Source organism: Mycobacterium shimoidei (genome assembly GCF_900417275.1).
Lineage (GTDB): Bacteria > Actinomycetota > Actinomycetes > Mycobacteriales > Mycobacteriaceae > Mycobacterium > Mycobacterium shimoidei.
Window position 1 is genome coordinate 1823909 of the sequence record NZ_UEGW01000001.1, and the last position, 19221, is coordinate 1843129.

The window sequence follows — 19221 nt, forward strand, 5'->3', positions numbered from 1 at the left end:
ATGACAGCCCAAGGCCATACGGACGACGACGAGCCAGCAACGGTCGCGGGAGATGCCGCCGTCACTGATGACCCCGACGACGCACTGACTGTCATCGCTGAGACCGGTGAGATCACCCGGCCGCCGCTGGCTTACGAGTTGGAAGATCCGACCGCTAGCGACCAGGAGAGCATCGGGCTACACCGGCGTCGCATGACGCCCGGCCGAATCACGGCGCTGGCTGTGGTCGCCAGTGTGGTCGTCGCGGTGGTTGCCGGAGCGGTGGCGTTCCTGAGTCTGCGCGGCGATCATACGCCCGCACCTAAACCGGCTGCCGCACAGACGCCTCCACCGCCGCCCAAGCCGCTACTGAACGGCACGTACCGGATCGATCAGGACTGGGAGCACTCGACATTCAGCAGCACCAATGTTGAGGGCGGTGTGCGCTGGGAGGACGCTGACCAGTCCCGCGTCTACTGGTGGGCGTTCACGTCGACATGCGCCGATGAGGGCTGCATCGCCACAGTGACCACGCTTGACGACAAGGACCATCAGCAAGTGGTTATGCCGCGCGCCACGGTGGCGATGCGCTTTACCAATGGTGTATGGCAGGTCATTACGCCTGTGAATGCGCAGTATCCGTGCGCACGTGTTGACGGCTCCAAAACCGGCGGGGCCTATTGGACATCGCTGACATGGAGCCTTAAACCGCAGCCGAACGGCACATTCCATGGCGATTCGGTTACCTCCATCGTCACAGATGAATGTGGAACGAAAGGCAACACGCTGACAACTCCGATCACGGCGACGCGGGTCGGCGATGTGCCGCCCAGCGTGCTGGGGGATGCGGCACCGCCACCGACTGCCGCCGCTCCTGCGCCAGCCCCCGCCGCGCCGACACCGCATGCCGCGCCGACGCCGAGGCATGTCGGTGCGGACGCCCAATTCCTCGACGCCATGCGTTCAAAGGGCATTCCCATGCCCGCTAGTGGCGACGCCGGCGCGAATCGAGATGGCGCACTCGGTGTGTGAATTCCTTGCAGGCCCGGACAATCCCACATTGCAAGACAATGCTCGCCTTATCCAGCAGGCAACCAGCTGGTCACAGCAGCAAAGCATGGATTTCGTCAGCCACGCGGCGGCGGCCTATTGTCCGCGGCGCGGCCAATAGCAGCTTATCTGAAGCCTTGGGCGTAGCGGTCGAGTAGCCGGTCCAGCATTGACTGCCAAGTGAATTCACGCTCAATCTCACCCTGCGCCCGCGCAGCACGCAACTGCGCCAACGCCATCGTGATCTGCTCGGTCAGCGGCTTGCGCCCAGTCGCGGCGGGCATGACATCACCCGCTGCGCTCCCGGTATTCGTCGACCTTGCGGCTCAGCAGCTCGACTTCGCGCCGGCGCGTTTCGCGCTCGTCGCGCAGCTCGCCGCGCAAGCCGCCCAAGTCCTGGCGTAGCCCGCGGATGTCGCGGCCGTGGTCGACTTGGACGTCGGCGACATTGGTGACGACCCGCTTGAGGTAGTCGATGTCATCGCGCAGGTTGGGTTGCATCGGGTGCGTGTTGTGCACCTGCTGGCGGATCTCGCCGGTGTGCTCGCAGACTTGGTCTACCTTCTTGTCGACCTTGCCGACCTGGAAGTGCTGATGCAACCAGATTGCCACGACGGCAAAGATATTGGTGATGAGCAGGCCGGCAAGTTCGATCATCGTTGTCGGATGCTCGCTCACTGGCCGGATTTCCGCGCTTGCACACCCCCGACGATCTTGCCCACCGCGGCCGACGCGAGAAACACGCTGAAGCTGGTCAGAAATCGCGTCGCGGTGGCCAGCGCGATGGTGCCCTGCTCGGGCAGGTTCGGGAACGCGAACTGAAAGGCGGCGATGACCGCTGTGATATGAGCGATGGCCACGATGAGGTTGCGGCGTACTTTGGCCCGGTCTTCCCACGTCCGAATCGCCCATGCCTTCACTGCGGATAGCACGCTGGAGACAGACATCGTTATCCCTTTCAGGTCAGTGGAACTCGCTTTGGTCGGGGTGGCTCAGGCGGCGGTCAACAGTCCGCGCGCCCAGTCGATGCCGCCGTCGATGTCGAACGGCGCGTAGTGCGGGTTGGGCTGGGCTGCGAGGAATTCGACGCCGCTGACGATCGCCTCGAAGATCGCCCACACCTCTTGGAACGGTGTGGCGAACAGGTTGGCGATCTGCGCGCAGATCGAGTAGGGGTTGCTGAAGAAGTCGCCGCGTGCGGCGGCTTCGTAGACAGCGGATTTGACCGCGCCCTCCTGGGTGGGTTCGTTGTCGGAGAAGATGTCGCCGCGCCGGTAGACGTCCATCACCGGGTAGGGCAGATGGATGCCGAGCAGGTCGAACCGCACCTTCGGGTCCATGCCGGCGTTCTCCGGTGGCCCGGCCTGCGCGACCGACCACGGCGCGGCAGATCCCCGGGATCTGCAGGGGTTTCCGTAGGCGAGTACACCCAGGCAGTCTTTGGCGCGGGGTTCGTGGATCTGGCCGGGCTGTAGGCAGTTGACGATGAAGTCGGTGACGACGATCATGCCCTGGCTGAAGCCGCCGAGAATGTATTTGGTCCCGAGCGGAAACGGCACCTTGTTGTCCATGGCGGGCTGCCCGAACAGGCGGGCCAGCTCGTTCTGGCCGCTGGCGTTGTCGAACGGGACCGCGGCGTTGTTGTAGCCGATCGGCTGGTGGTGGCACAGCCCTTCGGCCTCGAGCTTGGCCGCGGTGTCGGCGACCGGGCCGGCGAACATATTCGACAGGTGCCCTTCGACGGTGAAGAAGATCGGCAGCTGCGGCGCCGGTTCGTAGTAGCCGGCCAGGTGCGCGGTGTTCGCGTCGAACACGCCGGTGACCGGAAGATGCAGGCGGCGTTGCATTTCGCTGACCGCGGCCACCTCGTCGTTGCCGTAGTAGCCGTCGATCGGCGGCGCGTAGCTGTGATACATGCGGTCGAACCACTGTTGCCATGAGGTGATCTCGGGCCCATGGTCGCCGAGTTTGTATGGCAGCGGCATCAGGCACCGACTTTGCGCATGAGAGCGGCCAGCCCGGCGCGCAGCGTGCGGCGCAAGCCCTGCTTGTTGCGGCCGAGGTCGCCGTCCTCGCCCCAGACGTCGAAGCCGGGGCCGACCTGGTCGTAGATGTAGCGAACCTTGTCCAGCAGTTCGTGTTGTTCGTCGGGGTTGAGTGCTTGCATGAAGTCATCTCCTTCGTTGAGCAGTGACAGCAGCGCATCGCCTTGTGCGAGCGCTTGATTGAAGTACTCGATGCGTTTGTCGAGGCCGTTGTAGCCGCCGTTGATCGTGTAGGTGACCGCGCGCACGTCGGCGCGGTCGGCGTCGTCGTTGATCAGGTTGTGGCCGAGGTGCGGGGTGATCCAGTACCAGGCTGCGCCGATGCCCGCCCAGCGCACATCGGCGAGGCTGCGCGGGTCTTTGACGAACTGGTCGGGGTCGTCGATCAGTCCCCGCTCGTATGCCCACGCGCCGAACTTGGCGTAGTTGGACTGCCAGGTGATCTGAATCCAGGTGCGGCCCTTGTACCGCCAGCGGTCGGTGACCTCGTTGGGGTCGCCGTGATTCGCGCCGCTGTCGTATTCCTGGGTGGCGCGGAACTGATCGGACTCATGGCGGGTCTGGGCGATGAACATCGCGATCCGGTTGACGTTGGTGCAGTTCGCCAGAATCAGACCCTGCGACATGGTGTCGACGATCGACGCCGCCTTTGCGTGCGTGATTCCGGCTGCGGCCGCCAGAACCGGGATTCGGTTGTCGATCGGTGGCGGCGGGGGTGGTGGCGGTGCCGGGACTACGACGTCGGCGTAGGCGTAGCCCTTTGGCGGGATCAGGCTGGCGCACTGGTCGAAGCTGATCCAGTAGCCGAACGGCGCGAATCCGCTGTCGGCGATCCAGACCGCGCGTGCGCCGCCGTCGTCGTAGCCCATCGCCGCGACGTAGTGGTAGACGGTGCCGCCGCCGTAGCTCGGGCTCACCGAGCCTTTGACGCCTCGCGGGTAGTTGCTCGGCGGCGCAACCCAATTCATGACCACGCCGTAGCCCGCGTCGATGGACCGCGTCAGATCGGCCCACAGCTTGTCCTTCTGCGCCTGTGTGGGCGGGTCGTTTTCGATGTAGATGCTGGTGTAGCGGGCGTCGGGCAGGCGCTGGTCCAGCGCGAGTTCGATGAGGCCGACGTAGTCGGTGCCGTTGACCGTGGTGCCGATCTGCCGGATGAGATCGGCTTCGCTGACGTGGATGCCGCGCGAGTTCAGCACGACCTGGGTGGCGGCGGGGCCGCAGTCGTAGAACGTCTCCTGCGGAACGATGCTGTGGTCGTAGGGCAAGACGTGTTCAGTCACCTTGGCGGTCTTCCTTCGTTCGTCAGTAGCGGCGTGCGTTGTGCCACGGGCCCGCCGCCGGCAGCGGCACCTCGGCGACAGGGCGGCCGTATGTTGATGCGTGGATGACCATGCCGCCGCCGCTGTAGATCGCGGAGTGGGATGCCGTGGGGTAGAACGTCACGACGTCGCCCGGCTCGAGCTCGTCGCGTGCGACCGGCTGGCCCGCCGCGGCCTGCTGCTGGCTGGTCCGCGGAACCGCCACGCCGATCTGCGCGTACGACCACACGACCAGACCCGAGCAGTCGAAAGCGTCCGGCCCGGTCGCGCCCCACCGGTATGGCTTGCCGATTGCGCTGCGCGCAGCGTCGACCGCGCCGGGGTTGGCGGCCGCCGGCGGCGACGCCATGATGGTGCAGACCGCCGCGAGTATCGCGGCGGCGAATCGCCGGATCGGCATCGTGGCACTCCTTTCACCACGCGATTTCTGTTCTGCCATCGCATAATTCGATGGCCAGGAGGAACAGCGCGCACCCGATGATCGGGCCGATTAGCATCCCGGCCGCGAAGGCGGCGGCGCATCTGGTCATGTCACGGCAGCTGGTCCAGGCCCGGCTCGGACTGGGCGGTATAGTTCGGTTCCCCGGTTACGGCTGCCGCGTGGCGCAGCATGGCGCGGATTGCGCCGTCGGGTCCGCTGCGCACCTGCGCCGTGACGTCCTCTTGACCCTCGGCCTGGATTGTCCAGATGCCATCGACCCGTGTGGCGGTGACGAGCTCTGTGCCGTCGTCGCTGGACAGCAGCTTCATCAGGTCGGGGTTGAGGCCGATGATTCGTCCTTTCGTCTTGACGCTGAACACGTTTCGCTGCTCCTAGTTGATCTTCGTCTTCGGGGTGACGTCGATGCTCGCGCCTGTCCCGGAGACGTGGACGGTGCCGCCGTCGAACGGCTCTGAGCCGCCGTAGTCGCCGCCGCTGGACGCGCTGAACAGGCCACCCTCGGGGTAATCGCCTTCCGGCACAGGGATATTCACCTCTGCGCCGGTGCATACCCCGCTAGTGGCGGTGGGGCTGGAGAAGGCTTGCTTGCGGGTGTAGCCGCCGCCGCTGGCCTCGTTGTCGCCGGTGGTGCTGGCTGCGGTGAAGACGCCGACGTACGGGTAGTCGGTGGCCCACTTGACGGCAAGTGCGTTCTTCACCGCGGTTGGTACTGCGGCCATGATGGTGTTCCTTTCATTTAGGGGTTTACAGGGTGTGGTTCAGAGGGCAGCCGAGTATGGCTGTCCCGCAAAGGGTTTAGTTAGCTATTGCGGATGGGGGCGTACGGTCAAACCCATTCCAGGAGGGTGTAGCCGTCGCCGCCCGATCCTGGTGTGCCGGTGGTGTTCCCGCCGCCGGTGCCGCCGCCGCCGGCGCCGCAGTCACCGCCATCGCCGCCGTCGCCTCCCTGCGCGGCACCGCTACCGCCGCCACCGCCGCCGCCGCCGCCGCTATGACCAGCGCCGCCGTCGCCGCCTGGGCCACCGTCACCGCCGTTCGCGACGCCTCCAAACCCGCCGCCGGTATGGCCGGTGCCGCCGTCGCCGCCTGCGAACGAGCCGCCCAAAGAGTTACGCTCGCCGCCGCCACCACCACCCGGGGCGCCCCCGGTGTGGTTGTCTGGGGCTGCTTCACCGGCTTGGCTGGGGCCGCCGCCGTTGCCGCCGCGTGTGCCGTTCGCGGTTTGAATGTCGGTGAAGCCGCTGACTGTTGCGACGCCGCCGGCGCCGAAGGCTCCGGTAAGCGATGAGGTGGCGTTGCCGCCGGGCCCTCCGCCGCCGGCGGTGATTGTTTTGCCGCCAGATGAGAAGATCGATGCTCCGCCGCCAGTGTGCGGTCCGCCGCCGAGACCGCGCGTGAGCGTGTAGGTGTCGCCGAGCGCGGACCGCGGGATGAACGACCGGAGTACCGCGGCGGCGCCGCCGCCACCACCGCCGCCGCGCCGGTCGCCGAAGATCCCTGAGTCCGCGAAGCCGCCGCCCCCGCCCCCGCCAATCATGGTCACCCACACCCCGGAAGACCCGGCAGGCACGGGTTCGTCTGCCTTGTCTTCGTCTTCGACGTTGAAGGGCTGGAATATGATGCCGTCGTGGCCGACGCCGGCCATGCTCAGCGACGCGGTGAGGCTCATGTCGAAGCTCGCCGTCGACACCCCGCCGCGGCCTTCCGCCGTCATTCCCATCGATGGTGTGGCGGCCAGGGTGAACGAGGCCACCGACCTGCCACTGCCGGACATCGACAGCTCGGGCGTGACGGCGAGCTCGAACCCGGCCACCGATGTGCCCGCGGCCGACATCGCCAGTTCAGGCGTCACCGACAGTTCAAACGTGCGCGAGTAGCGTTCCACCGCCGCGAATTCCAACGACGGCGTCAGCTCGAGGCTGAAGCTGCGGACATAGTGCTCGCGTGCAGCCGTCGAAAGCTGCGGAGTCAGCGCCAGTTCAAACGAAGCAGGGATGGCGGCAGGCGTGCCCATGCCTAGCTGTGCGGTCAGCTCGAGCATGAACGAGCGGCTGTAATGCTCGACACCGCTCATCGAAAGCTCCGGTGTCGCCGACAGTTCAAACTCGCCTTTCGACCTGCCCTGTCCTGACATGCCGAGCTGCGGAGTCGCGGAAAGCTCAAAGGTGCGTGAGTAGTGCTCGGCGGCAGAGAATTCCAGCGACGCCGACAGTTCCAAAGCGAAGGTGCGCCGATACCGCGCCGCGCCGGACATGCCCAGCGACGTAGACACCTCGAGGCCGAACGATGCCTTTGACGTGCCCTCGGCCACCATGCCAAGGCTCGCGGTGGCCGCGAGTTCGAACGACGCCTTCGATCTGCCGGTGCCGGCCATTTCCAGGCCGGCGGTGAGCTCCAAGGTCAGCCCTGTGATGAGTTTGGATCTCATTCCCAGGCTGGCCGTGGCTTCCAGGGTGAACGTGGCGTGCTTTTCAACCCACCAGCCGGTTACAGGTGGTGGCGGGCTCGCGACCGGGGAAGGGTCGATGTCCCAACCCAACTGGCTGTAGTCGGGCATCGGGATCTGCACTGGCCGCGCATACGCCCGTTCAATCTGCGTGCGCAGCTGCTGATCCGCCTGCGGGAACGCCGCCAAACCGAGCATCGGCACCGGGTAGGTCGGCGACCACACGTACTTCACGCCTGAGACGGGGTCGGTGTACCAGACGTTCGTCGGGTCGTCCACGGTCACGTACAGGTACATGGTGTGGATGGCCGACATGCCGACCACGGCGTTCTCGATCGCCGGCCACTCCGATGCGACGACAAACTCGGCGGCGATGAACCGCATCGCGTTGGCTATCGCGTTGTTGTCGCCGACGATGTCACTGAGGCTGTCGATCGCGGCCTGGATCGAAGGTGCCGTCGGGAAGTCAGACCAGCCGTCGTATTGGCGCGCAAAGGAAGTCGTCTCGTACGGCACAGTGTCGGGCAGGCCTTCGGTGTCTGCCAGCAGATCGAAAACGCTGTGCCCGTAGATGAATCCGCCGTACTTGCGGGCACTGTCGGCGAGTTGCAATATCTTCAGCCGGTTCGCCGGGACCGGCTCAGAGATGCCGTAGCGGCGCATCCAGTTATTGATGACCTGGTTGCCTTCGGAGTAGCCCAGCAACTGCACGTCGTCGCTGGTGTTGTCGATGACGTCGTGGACCTTGTCGTCCAGAAGGTCCGCGCCGTTGACGATGTTCTGCTTACCGACGGTGTTGACGTAGGGCAGCGTGTATAGGGTGTCTCCCGGCTGAAGGATCGTTCCCTTGAGCAGCTGGGCGCCCGGAAGGGAGCCGTTGACGAACGGGGTGACGTCGGCTCCCATGGGGTTGAGCAGGATGACGGTTCGGCTCACGACTGCCGTTCCACCACCCAGGCCTGGCCGCGTGCACCGGCCCAGCCGAACTGGAACGGTTGACCGCCGGGCCCGCTGCCGCCGGGCGGATTGCCGGGGCCGGGCACCAGCATCGCCGCGCCGCCCCGATAAGTTACGTCGTTATAGCTGAAGTTGCCGGGCGACTGTCCGAATGTGGTGAGGTTGTCTCCGTTGCCGAGGCCGCCGCCGTTGCCGCCGGCGCAGCTGAGGGTTCGTGTGACGCCGCTGGCGTCTTTCCACTGGAATTTGGTCGGCTGGCCGTCTGAGCCGTCGGAGAAATAGGGGCCGCCGGCGCCCCCGTCACCGACAGTGATGGTGAGTTCTAGGCCGCTTTCGGGGAAGCTGAATTGGCCTGTGCCGCCGCGGACGAGGGTGACTGCGTTCCATTCTCCTGGCGAGCCACCGCGGCCTACCACGGCGCCGGTCTCGCCTTGGCCGCCGCCGCCACCGCCGACTCCGATCAAATCGACTTTAGTAACCCAGTCGTCGGTGTAGTTTTTGGTGACCGTTCCGATGATGGTGAACACTTCAGTGCGATCGGGGAACGACGGCGGCGGCGGGGAAGACGTCTCCAAACCCACATACGGAATGAGAACGTTTTGGAACGTCAGATCAGAAAACGGAACCGTCGATCCCGAAGATGAGCTGCTAGCGGCTAGGGCCGGTAGTTTGGCGTTCGGATGCACAGGTGTCGCGTTCGTTAAATTCGACTGCCCCGCAAAAGTCGCCCCGCTGCCCGATGTCCCTGACACCGTGAACATCACCGCCAACACGTCACCGGGTTGTACGCTGGTCGCGTCCGCATCCACAAACAACCACTTCGGCGTTGTGGTCAGCTGCGAACCAACGTCCTCGCTTGTGATACGGATCAATTCCTGATTGTCGAAATCCACCCGGTAGAGTCCGACGACCAGCTGTGACAACGATCCGCTCTTACCTGCAACGAAAGCGACCGTGTTCTTCACAGATTCTTGCTGGCAGCGAACGAATGTGACGATCCCCCCCTCCCCAGCAGAAAGCTGCATGGATGTGGCACCAAGGCCAGTCGGGAACGGGATATTCGACTCGGTCGTGTCATCCAACCCATACACCAACGGCTTGTTGTTCTGAAAGTTCAGCGTGTTGGTGTTGGCGACCGACATCGAGTGCGCGTCGCTGGAAATCGAGAACCACGAACTCTGGCCGACGCTGATGATCTGCGCCAGCCACGCCCACTGCCCGGCATTCTCAATATCTCCCGACAACGCCGCGCCGAGCTGGGTCCACGAATCCGACAGGCCGTCGATCTGGCTCGGATACGTCAGGCCGTTTTCGATGTTGATGCCGAGCAGCCCCGAGAAGATCTGCGCCAGAGTGACAATCTGTTCGGACGCAACATTCTGGGCCTGCTGCTGATACGTCGACCACGCCGACTCGAGCTGCGACAGCTTCGTGGCCCAACTCAGGGTCGCGTCAGTGAGGGTGGTGCGCCACGAATCGGCCAATGTCTGGAACGCCTGCGCGCCCGCCTGTTGGGCCTCCTGCAAGTCGTTCAAGCCGGACTGCAGACTCGTCAGCCCGGTCGGGCCCGACGACTCGTCGGGAAACAGTCCAGGGAAGACGCTGTTGAGGATCTTCTGCACCGTGACGGTGCCGGTCGCCTCGATGCCGGCGACTTTATTGATGAAGGTGTTCCACGCCGACTGGAAATCCGCGGCCGCGGTGGTCCACGGCAGAGTTCCGTTGATCAATCCGGTGAAGATCGTCCAGCAGGCTTGCGCGAACGTCGACCACGCGTTGACCCGCTCCTGGAAGCTCGAGACCAAATCGGTTAGCCCGGTTGGGCTGTCGCTGCCCGCCGGGAAAAGGCCCGGGATGAGCGCGTTCAGGATCTTCTGGAACGTGACCGTGCCGTCGGCTTGGATGCCGGCGATCTTCTCCGCGAACGTATTCCAGGCCGCCTGGCCGTCCGCGAGAGCCTGCGCGAAGGTCTTGGTGCCGGTTATCAGGCCATTGAGCGCTTCCCAGCCGGACTGAAGGAACTCCTGCCACGCCTGCTGCGCCTCGACCGAATCCTGCTGTAGCGCAGCAAAGCCCGACTTCAGTGCCGCAATCAGGCCGCCCGAGATCGTCGGTACCGCATGATCCCACCAAACGGTGCCGGCGGTCGCCTCTTTGTCGACCACCAGCCGAACGACAGCCCTGTTGGCCGTACTGTCATCGGGCATCTCATAACTACCCTGCAACACATCGGCTTTCGCGCCCGTGGGGGCGCCGACCCAGTCAGACCCATCGCCGGTAGCGGCACCCATCGCCATGCCGGGAACAGGGACGGTGCCGACCTTGGTAAGAGTGCCTTGCGAATCCGCTTTGAACAGAATCAGATCCACGCGGATCGGCGTGCCGGTGCACACCAAGCCCGAAGTCAGAACCGGAATGCTGAGACCGAGGGTCTGGCCTTTCGAGATCGGGATGGGGTTCGACTTCAGCGCGCGTAATGTGCCGTCCGCGATCGCCTTCGCCGAGCCGGGCGTAGGAGCGTCGTCTGCATCGGGGTCGACGTAGTAGACCGTCGAATCCCACGACCAGCCGTCGCCAGGTGCGAACGAGATCGCGCCGCGGAAGTCTGGGTTCCACAACGGGTTCTGCTCGGTGTCTGAAATCGACGTCGAGGGCACCTGCAACGACACACCCGGTGGAAGCAGGCCCCACAGGTTCGCCGCGTTGAGCGGAGACTGCGGCGTCAGCCACGCTTCGAGTGGCTTCAGGATGTTGTCGACGACCCACTGCCAAGGATCCTCGGTCGGCGGCGGGCTGGTGAAGTCGATGCCCCCGAACAGCCCACCGAGTAAATCGGCCTTCTGGTTCGCCTGCTGCTGACCCTGAAAGGCGGCCGACGCCTGCTCAATCAGGTCATGCCCCCACTCGGCGATGAAGTCCAGCGGCTTCCAGCCCGCGATCTCAATGCCGCCGAACGCGATCGCGATCTGGCCGACGAACGCAGTCATGAAGAACTGCATCGTGGCCTGCAGCTGCTGCTGCGTGAGCGGCGGCGTCAGAGACCCACCGGTCTGGGCCGGCGGCTGATGGATCGACGGCAGGTTGGGAACCTGCGTCGCCCAGTCCGGCGCGTCTTCCGGGTCGGGTAGTTCTTGGGTCACGGCACTGCGATGGCTTTCATGCTGAATCGGGTCGTGGCCACGCTGGTGCTGTAGGTGTCAGCGCCCGCCTGCTTCTCGGTGCGCAGGAAGATCGTCGCCGCGGCACCGGCCGCGATCCGGTTGGTTCCGTCAGCTGCGCCGGCGTCGGGTCCGGACACCAGGATCAGCCTGTCCTGCGCGCCCGCAATGCCGTAGCAGCGGCCGATCACCGGCCCGTTGTCGGCGTTGAGCCGCGCGACCAAGTCGACCCGCACGTCCGGTCCCGACCCGGCGACGATGGTCATTGCTTCGATGTCGGGACGCCAGTCGAACGGGTAGGTGTTCGCCTGCACCGTGATAGTGCCCAGTGTGAAGCCTGCCGTCGTGCCGGCCGGGGCGGCGTTGAGGCTTGCCGGCCAGTGCATTCCGCCGACCTTCTGCGGGACGTATTCGAAGCCGGTGAGGTCTGCTTTGACCGCGAGGATGCGCCCGGCCAGTGGCGTGCCGTAGGCGTCCACGTCGAGCGTGCTGGTGCCGTCCTGGCCGGGCTGCCCCTTATGCATATAGACGTCTGCGTGGTAGACCGGCCCGGCGTCGTCGGTGGCCGGTGTGACTAGCGTGAAGCTGATCGAATCGGGTGTGGGGTCGTTCCACTCGAGTGGATGCAGCGTCGGGGCGTCGAACGTCGGCGGCAGGCCCGGGTCGCCCTTGACTAGCGGACCAACGTTCGCCACACCGCCCTGCGGGGTTGCGACCAGAACCAACACCTGGGCATCCGGCTCGGATTCCTTGGCCACGAGCATCGGGATCTGCCAATAGTTTTGGCCGCCGATGGTCACGGTGGGCCACGGTTCAACAGCCATGTCTCTCCTAAGAATTCGGGGCCAGCGTCAACACGTTGAACGCCTCTTGTAGCCCGCTGATGAAGCGCTGGTGCTTGGCGATCGGCGCTTCCTCGGCTTTGCCGTCGCCGACCTGGACGAGCACGTTGCGCTCGTCGCGGGTGAAGCGCCACATGATGTTTTCGATGTAGTCGGTGAAGAGCCGCTTGCGGCCCATGTAGACGATTGAGAACAGCGCGCCGCGGAAGATGTCCTTGCCGAGCTTGTATTGCTCGCCGTTGCGGAACACCGCCTTGGCTGAGGTGTATCCTCTTGTGTCCCAAAGCTTTGCGATGAACGAGAACAACGCCTCGATGTTGTACGGCGACGCGTTGGTCGCGGTCATCGTCTCGATCGCCGGATGGTAGGGGCCGACTTCGCTGCGGCGCGTGTAGTGCTCGATTGTCTGGAAAGCGAAGAACGCGTCGTTCAGGAACCCGTCGAGGATGTTCGACGGCACTCCGGTGAATCCGACGATGATCATGGCCGAGTCGATCAGCCACGACATGGTGGCGTTGATGAGGTCGTTCAGCCACTTTGGGCTCTTGCCGCCCAGGGTCAGCTGCCAGCCCTTGGGCGTGTGGTCGACGATCTCACAGGAGATCAGCGAACTCTTGTCGCCCGGCTCCGGCGCAATGATGATCGTCCACGGCGGCACGAAATCGACACCGAGCGCCGGCGCGATGTGCATGCCGGTGAAGTTCGTCGGCACATACTCGCCGCGCGGGTTGAGCAGCGGGTCAAGCGCCTTGCCGACCAGCGAGCCCTCGAGGTCGACGACAGTGCGGATCACGCTGTCGAGCACCGTCTTTGTCGGGCCTTCGATTTGGGAGCGGTCCTTGACCGTCACAACGTAGGTAGGCTGATCCAGGTTGGCCCACGGGTCTGGCTGCGCATCGCCGGGCAGCCAAAGATCCACCCGAACGTCGACGCCGTACGGCTTCGTGATCTCTTTGATAACCTCGCCGCACGACTGCATTCGCACCGTCTTGGCCACCAACGGGGATGTGTCGAGGAATGGGTTGGTGCGCACCACATAGACGGGCGTCTTGAGCATTTCGAAGATGTTGCCGTTGGACTGCAACAGGGTTCCGAACCATGTGCGCATGTCCAGGTTCAGCGACAATGCGTTGTCCAGGAACTCCATGATTCCCGACTGCACGCGCAGCGCGCACTCGGCGATCATGTTCTCGATCACCGTGACCAGCGGGCCGATGAAGACCGCGTGCGAAATCGGCTGGATCTGCAGCGGCAGGAACCACAGCGGGTAGATGATCAGGTAGTTCAGGATGTCCCAGATGCCAAGGCAATTCGACGTCGACGTCCAGGCGGTGTTTTCGTACTTGTATTCATGGGTGTCGACATAGTAGGCGTACCGCAGGCCGGCGGTCTCCAGAGTGATGCCGACCAGTGTCTTGCGGCATTCCATCAGTGCGTCGATGAAGCGCGATTCCCCGGTCTGTGTGATTTTCGCCGACGGCAGATCGTTGCGAGGGTCGGTGCCTGACCCTTCCATGATGTCTCCGCTGATGCCGCCCTGTGCCCGCCACAGGTTGTCGTAAAGCGTGAAGACCCACTCGGTTTCGACGTCGTCTTTGATTTCGGCGAGCCGTTCGGCGGCTGGGCCGATGCGCGCCGGATCGCCCGACTGGACGTCTGCGTTCCAGCGGGCCAGCTCAGTGCTGGTCACTGCGGATATCTCCGCAGCGGTGTGCCGGTCACGACGATCTTCGACGACGCGTTGCCGTCGTCGATGGCAACCTTGACCTTGTACGGCTTGGCCGGGCTACCGGGCGGCTTCGGTGGTATGGGGTTGGAGAACCGGCCGTCCAGCAGCGAGTACGGGTTACCCTGCGGCGGCGCGATGCCCCACTGGGACTCGATCGCCTGATACAGCGGCGGCACGTTGTTGCCGGTCGCGAAGCTGAAGAAGTCCTTGAGCGCCTGTTGAAACCAGTTGAGTTCCTGCGGCGTCGGCGGCACGGACGTCAGGTCGACAACGCCGTACTTGCGCGGGTCGGTGCGGATCTGCATCACCTGGTTGGGCAGCAGCGGCCCAAACTTCACCATGTCTGTCGATCCGGGACCGTTGCCGAAGAAGAACGTGCCGGGCCCGAAGCAGGTGAAGTTGTCCCACATCGGCTGGTCGCCGACGTTGAGCCGCTCGACGAATCCGGACTGCGAAACCGTTGAGTTGTCGCCAGCCGAGATCTCAGTGACGTTCGCCGGCGTGGTCTGCGTGATCAGCGATGCTCCTGCGCGGACGCCGAATCCGACGCCGCGCCAGTTCGCGCCGAGGGCCGAACCTTCACCGGATTCCTGGTGTTGGAGCGCGGGGAATCCGTTGCGCAGGATGGTGAACCGCCGCGGATTGTCTTCCTCGCCGCAGATCAGCGTGAACTTGTCGTTCCACATCGGCGGCCACAGATTGATCCATTGCGCCATGACGGTCTCGACGAAGTTGTTGAACCGCGACAGCTGGTAGACGAGTCCTCCGATGCGGGCGCGGATACCGTCGCCGTTCCAGGTGCCATCGGGGTTGCGGCCCATCCTGCCCCAGATGTCGTTGTAGGCGGTGTCGCCCAGTGTGAGCTCTTGGAGCGATCCCAACGTGATGGTGATGACCTGGTTGTCGGTGGCGGTGCTGAAGTCCTTGTACGGGCCGTTGACGACCTCGCGCCCGTCGGGAAGGATCGGATTCTCGGGATCGTCAAACCATTTCGCTTCGCCGCCGACGGCGCGGAAAAAGCCGCCGCCTTCGCCGCTGTAGCGCTGGGGCCAGTTGGGGCCGAGGTCGGGCGCGACATAGTCGAAGCTGTCGACCATGTCTTCGTAGGCGAACGCGAAGGCGTCGGTGTGGGGATACGATCGCCAGAACGCATCGTCGGCCCGCAACGCCAGCGTCAGCTCCTGTTCGCGCAGCTGGGCTCCGTAGAACTTGTTCGGCGGTGCTTTCAGCCATCGCACTGGCGCCCACCAGCGCCCCAATTCCTGCGTGAACCACGACAATTCGGATTTTTGCTTGGCATCCAGGGATGCGATGAGGTCGCGAACCACTCTGCGGGTGTATTTCGGTGACCGGCCGCGGGCGATGACGGTCATCTCGACTTCCATCGGGTCGTAGAGCGCGTCGACGAATGTCACTCCGTCCTGGGTGGCGGTCTTCTGGTCAATGGTTTTCCACGGCGGAATCAGCCCTTTGAGTCCGTCTCGCTTGATCTGCACCGATTCGGGCATGGTGCGATCGGGGATTGAGCGGCCGCCCATCAGGTGGAAGACGGCTGAATCGTCGTAGGCGCGCAGCTCCACCATCGGGTGGTTGCCTTTGAGGATGTGGTAGGCGCCGTGTGGGGTGACAGGCCCGGACGGGTAGTGAACTGTTGGGCTCATCGTCCTAACACCGGGGATTGATTCGCTTGGGCGGCGTGCCAGTTGAGCTCCTTGCCGATCTCGTCGGGGGTCTGTTTGCCGGCGTTGAAGGTGTCGATCTTGACCAGCGCCTCGGGTCCAGCCCGCTTGCCGCCCTGCTCGCCTTGCGGCTGGGGCTGTTTCGGCGCGGGCATGGAAATCCGGTTCGGCAGCGCGGGACGCGCCCCGGCGAATCCGGCCGCCAGCCGGCCGAACCATGAGTTCGAGGTGTCGGCCAGTGGCGAGTCGTGCGGAAGGAATGTCTCGAGCAGCCCTGAGACGCCGATCCCGACGGCTTGGCCGGCGTAGCCGATTGCTCGGTTGATTTCCTGGATGCCGATTTGTGCTGCGATGCCCGCACCGGGGGCGAGCATGTTCAGGCTGCCTGCCGCGGTCATCGCCGCTGACATGGGCAGCCCATCCAACCCGCTGAAGCCGCTGCCGCCCGCGCCGACGCCGGGCGCCTGCCCGCCGATCACCGACGAACCCTGCGCGCCTGCGTATCCCGGTGCCGCGCCGGGCAGCCCAGCGCCGAACGCTTGGCCGCCGCCGCCCAGCGGGAGCGGACCACCAGCCATGAACCGGTTGAGCGCGTCCGGACCAACGCCCGGCGCGCCGACGGCGGCTGTTGGCGCGGGGGCGCCGACCGGTCCGCCGCGCGTGGGTGTGGGTGGGATGACAGCACCTATCGGACCGGGCGTTGGCACGAGACCGAGACCGGCCCCAACCGGCCCCATCGGCGCGCCCATCCCGCCGCCCAGGGGTGCCGGGCCCATCGCTGACGGAGTGGGAATCATGGCGCCGCCGAAGCCTGCGCTCGAGGCGATCAGGCCGACCAGGCCACTGCCTGTGCGCTGCGGGCCGCCCGCGGCCGCCGACACCGCCGACAACGCGCCGAGCGCGGGTGCGAACGCGAGATTCGCCAGGAACTTCGTCAGGTTTTCGGCTAGCCCCGGCAGCCCCTTGCTCAGCCCGAAGTCCTGGTCGAGCTGCGCACCGATCTGCCCCATGCCGCTGGCGAAGCTGTTGGCCGCGGAGGTCTGCTTCTTGAGCGTGCCTTGTTGCGCCTCAGCGAGCTTCATTTGCGCCGACTGCAGCGCGCGCTCATCCTCGGCGACTTGGTTCTTCGCGGTCAGCAGTTCGCGCTGCGACGCGTTGCCCTTCGCTTCGAGTTCGCGCAGGCGCAGGCGGTCTTGCTCGAGGTTGTGCTTGGCGCGCAACACCTGGCTCTGCGCGTCAAACACCTGCTGCGGGTCCACCTGGTAGTAGCCGCCGCCGGAACTGAATCCGGCCATCGCGGGCGCGGGAGGGACGATTCCGGTGGCCGGTCCGGGGCGCACATTGACATGGACGTGATCCATGTGGTTCTCAGTCGGCGAGCCGCGGTCCGCCATCGGGATCACTTGGCCATTGGGGTTGTGCTGAGCTTGTTGCCAGAGCGTGTAATTGACGCCGAGCGCTGCGGCGTTGGCCAGAATCCACTGGTTGATGGCATCGCCGAGGGCTTTATTGCCGCCGACCATGATGTCCAGCGCGCGCCCGGCGCCGTGCTCGCCGGGGAAGCCTGGGTCGGGCCGGAAGCCGCCGATCGACTGAACCTGCGGGAACATCGCGGTGATGATGCGGTTCAGCTGTTCGGCGTTGGGCTGCAGGCCATATGGGCTCGCCAGACCCTCAGGGAGCGAGTTCGCTGAGAACGAGGCGCCAGGAACTTGCCACAACTTCGGGTCGAAATACGGTGGCGGCGCGGAAGACGAACCGCTAGCCGGTGGCGGCGGCGGAACCGGGTAGCCGCCCGATGGGACGAGCGGCAACCCGGCCGACGGAAGAAGACTCGGCATGCCGCCAGGCGCCCACGGCGCCCACGGGCCAGAGCCACCGGGAAGACTTGACGGCAGGTCGATGTCGACCGGCGGCCCTTGATCTGGCGTGCCCAACGAAAAGTGCGGGATGTCAGGGATTTTGGGGATGTTCGGGATGTCGGGCAGCGGCAGCTTGTTGTAAAGGTCGATCGCCATGCGCAGCGGCGTCAGGAATCCGATATCGAGCGCATTCTTGACGACGTTCGCGATCGTGACCGCGACGTTGCCGACGCCTTCGATCGCCTTGGACAGAAGACCGACCTGCGTTTTGACTGCTTCGATCATGTCCGACCACATGCGGAACTGCGGCCCCATTGCCCCAGCCGCCGAGGCGATGACGGGCATGATGTCTCTGACTTCGCCCAGCAGCGTGACGATGTCGGGCAACACGTCTCGGCCGACCGGCGCGAGCTGCATGAACGCCTGCAGCAGCATCCAGGCGCCTTGGCCCAGCTGCTTGAGTGTGTCCAGGCCTTCGCTGAGCCAGCGTTGCAGATCGCCGGATTGCTGTGCGCGAGTGATGAAGTCGCCGAACGAACGCGCGGCGTCCGACGCAGCCCGCGCCAGATCCGGCAGGAATCCTGAACCGACCTGCATGATCTCGGCTAGCGCCTTCGTCAGCGGAGCGGCCGCCGGCGCCAACTGCTGGAACGCCGTGACGACGTTGCTTATGAAAGACTGCAGCGCCGCTTGCGTCTCGGGTGTCATCAGCTGGTTGGCGACGCCCGTGAACATCTGGTTGAACGCCCCGGCGATTCCGGTCGTCAACTGTTGCACAGCGGGCAGGAACGTGTTGGTCAACTGGTTGAGCTGCTGGGGCACACCGGCGAACAGCGAGTCCTGCGTAGCGTTCTTCAGCTGGTCGAACGCCGGCATCATCGCCTGAATCGCCAGCGCGGCCTGCTGCGCGTTCGGTGACAGCGATTGCAGGTCTTCGGCGAACTTCTTCGGGTCGCGAATGTCCTTGATCGCGTCGGCGAACCCGCTCGTTGCCAGCTTCAGGGTGCCGAACGCTGCTGCGGCCGCTCCCCCCGCAGCCGGAATCAGCCACAGCGATTGGGCCGCGGACGCAGCCACCCCGGCCAGATCGACCAGCACCGCGCCGAGGCCGACGATTGCCACCGGAGTGCCGATCCTGCCCACCGCCCCGAGTGCGGTGCCGAGTTGGGAAAAGCTCGATATGGCTGTGCGGCCTCCCTGGGAGGCGTCCGGCAGACCGTTGAGGAGGCGGTGGTACTCGTTTGTCAGGTCGCGCACCGCCGAGCGCTCAGAGCGCAGCGTCCGGTTTCGGTTCTCAACCGCCGAGACCAGGGCGGTGGTGGTTCGCGAATGGCGTTCGCGAACACGGTCCAGATCGCGCTCGGCGTCGATGATCTGCTTGGAGGTCGCCGAGGCGTCCTTGCGGACGTTCGCTAAACGCTTCTCGGCGTCGGCGACCGCCTTCGCCGATGCTTCGTGGCGCTCACGCGACTCAGTCACCTTGCGTTCTGCCACGACCACGCGACTGGCGGCGTTGACCGCCTTGTCCATCGCGCGTTCGTATTTCGGCATCGACTTCGCGACGCCGCCGGCGAATTGATCTCCCCAAGCCTGACCGGCGGCCTGGCCCTCCCGGCGAAGGTCGCGCTGGAGGTCGGATGCTGCGGAACGAACCGAACGGTCATCGAACCGTGTTACGACGTCAAGATGGACTGCCACGGTTCACCACCT

General features: G+C 65.1%; 16 protein-coding genes. 2 read left to right on the forward strand and 14 right to left on the reverse strand.

Annotated elements, in window-relative coordinates:
• Positions 1 to 1011: an Rv2253/PknI dimerization domain-containing protein gene (locus MSP7336_RS23750; protein WP_181786664.1), complete on the forward strand. Its 1011-nt coding sequence runs from the start codon at positions 1 to 3 to the stop codon at positions 1009 to 1011.
• The gene (locus MSP7336_RS24655; protein ID WP_425325738.1) at positions 992 to 1150 is read left to right on the forward strand and encodes a DUF732 domain-containing protein; all 159 of its coding nucleotides are present in this window, start codon (positions 992 to 994) and stop codon (positions 1148 to 1150) included. Before MSP7336_RS23750 ends, MSP7336_RS24655 begins: the two co-directional genes overlap by 20 nt.
• A 4-nt stretch (positions 1151 to 1154) precedes the next feature.
• On the opposite strand, the gene MSP7336_RS23760 is transcribed toward MSP7336_RS24655, so the two are convergent.
• From MSP7336_RS23760 to MSP7336_RS08965, 14 genes are all read right to left on the reverse strand, one after another.
• A complete protein-coding gene (locus MSP7336_RS23760) occupies positions 1155 to 1313 on the reverse strand; it encodes a hypothetical protein (RefSeq protein WP_181786668.1) in 159 nt (52 codons plus the stop codon).
• A gap of 4 nt (positions 1314 to 1317) precedes the next feature.
• On the reverse strand, positions 1318 to 1707 hold the full coding sequence (locus tag MSP7336_RS23765; RefSeq protein WP_181786670.1) for a hypothetical protein: 390 nt from the start codon (positions 1705 to 1707) through the stop codon (positions 1318 to 1320).
• Positions 1704 to 1976 carry a hypothetical protein gene (locus MSP7336_RS23770; protein WP_181786672.1) on the reverse strand — a complete coding sequence of 91 codons (273 nt, stop codon included), beginning with the start codon at positions 1974 to 1976 and terminating at the stop codon, positions 1704 to 1706. The genes MSP7336_RS23765 and MSP7336_RS23770 overlap by 4 nt, the downstream gene beginning before the upstream one ends.
• Before the next feature lie 45 nt (positions 1977 to 2021).
• Positions 2022 to 3014, reverse strand: coding sequence for a peptidoglycan-binding domain-containing protein (locus MSP7336_RS08915; RefSeq protein WP_113963529.1), 993 nt, complete (start codon positions 3012 to 3014; stop codon positions 2022 to 2024).
• Positions 3014 to 4357 carry a C39 family peptidase gene (locus MSP7336_RS08920; RefSeq protein WP_113963530.1) on the reverse strand — a complete coding sequence of 448 codons (1344 nt, stop codon included), beginning with the start codon at positions 4355 to 4357 and terminating at the stop codon, positions 3014 to 3016. The genes MSP7336_RS08915 and MSP7336_RS08920 overlap by 1 nt, the downstream gene beginning before the upstream one ends.
• Before the next feature lie 22 nt (positions 4358 to 4379).
• Complete coding sequence (locus MSP7336_RS08925) at positions 4380 to 4796, reverse strand: C40 family peptidase (RefSeq protein ID WP_113963531.1); 417 nt, start codon at positions 4794 to 4796, stop codon at positions 4380 to 4382.
• Between the two features lie 131 nt (positions 4797 to 4927).
• Complete coding sequence (locus tag MSP7336_RS08930; protein WP_113963532.1) at positions 4928 to 5197, reverse strand: hypothetical protein; 270 nt, start codon at positions 5195 to 5197, stop codon at positions 4928 to 4930.
• A 12-nt stretch (positions 5198 to 5209) separates the two neighbouring features.
• On the reverse strand, positions 5210 to 5557 hold the full coding sequence (locus MSP7336_RS08935; protein WP_220178565.1) for a hypothetical protein: 348 nt from the start codon (positions 5555 to 5557) through the stop codon (positions 5210 to 5212).
• Positions 5558 to 5664: 107 nt separating this feature from the next.
• Positions 5665 to 8220, reverse strand: a complete 2556-nt coding sequence (locus MSP7336_RS24485; RefSeq protein ID WP_113963533.1) for a PE-PPE domain-containing protein — start codon at positions 8218 to 8220, stop codon at positions 5665 to 5667.
• Complete coding sequence (locus MSP7336_RS08945; RefSeq protein WP_113963534.1) at positions 8217 to 11381, reverse strand: glycine-rich domain-containing protein; 3165 nt, start codon at positions 11379 to 11381, stop codon at positions 8217 to 8219. Before MSP7336_RS08945 ends, MSP7336_RS24485 begins: the two co-directional genes overlap by 4 nt.
• Positions 11378 to 12223 carry a hypothetical protein gene (locus MSP7336_RS08950; RefSeq protein ID WP_113963535.1) on the reverse strand — a complete coding sequence of 282 codons (846 nt, stop codon included), beginning with the start codon at positions 12221 to 12223 and terminating at the stop codon, positions 11378 to 11380. Before MSP7336_RS08950 ends, MSP7336_RS08945 begins: the two co-directional genes overlap by 4 nt.
• Positions 12224 to 12230: 7 nt before the next feature.
• Positions 12231 to 13931 (reverse strand): Gp37-like protein, encoded by a 1701-nt coding sequence (locus tag MSP7336_RS08955; protein ID WP_113963536.1) that lies wholly within the window; start codon positions 13929 to 13931, stop codon positions 12231 to 12233.
• Positions 13928 to 15631, reverse strand: coding sequence for a DUF7257 domain-containing protein (locus MSP7336_RS08960; protein WP_113963537.1), 1704 nt, complete (start codon positions 15629 to 15631; stop codon positions 13928 to 13930). The genes MSP7336_RS08955 and MSP7336_RS08960 overlap by 4 nt, the downstream gene beginning before the upstream one ends.
• Positions 15628 to 19209 carry a VldE C-terminal domain-containing protein gene (locus tag MSP7336_RS08965; RefSeq protein ID WP_113963538.1) on the reverse strand — a complete coding sequence of 1194 codons (3582 nt, stop codon included), beginning with the start codon at positions 19207 to 19209 and terminating at the stop codon, positions 15628 to 15630. The genes MSP7336_RS08960 and MSP7336_RS08965 overlap by 4 nt, the downstream gene beginning before the upstream one ends.
• Positions 19210 to 19221 lie beyond the last annotated feature (12 nt).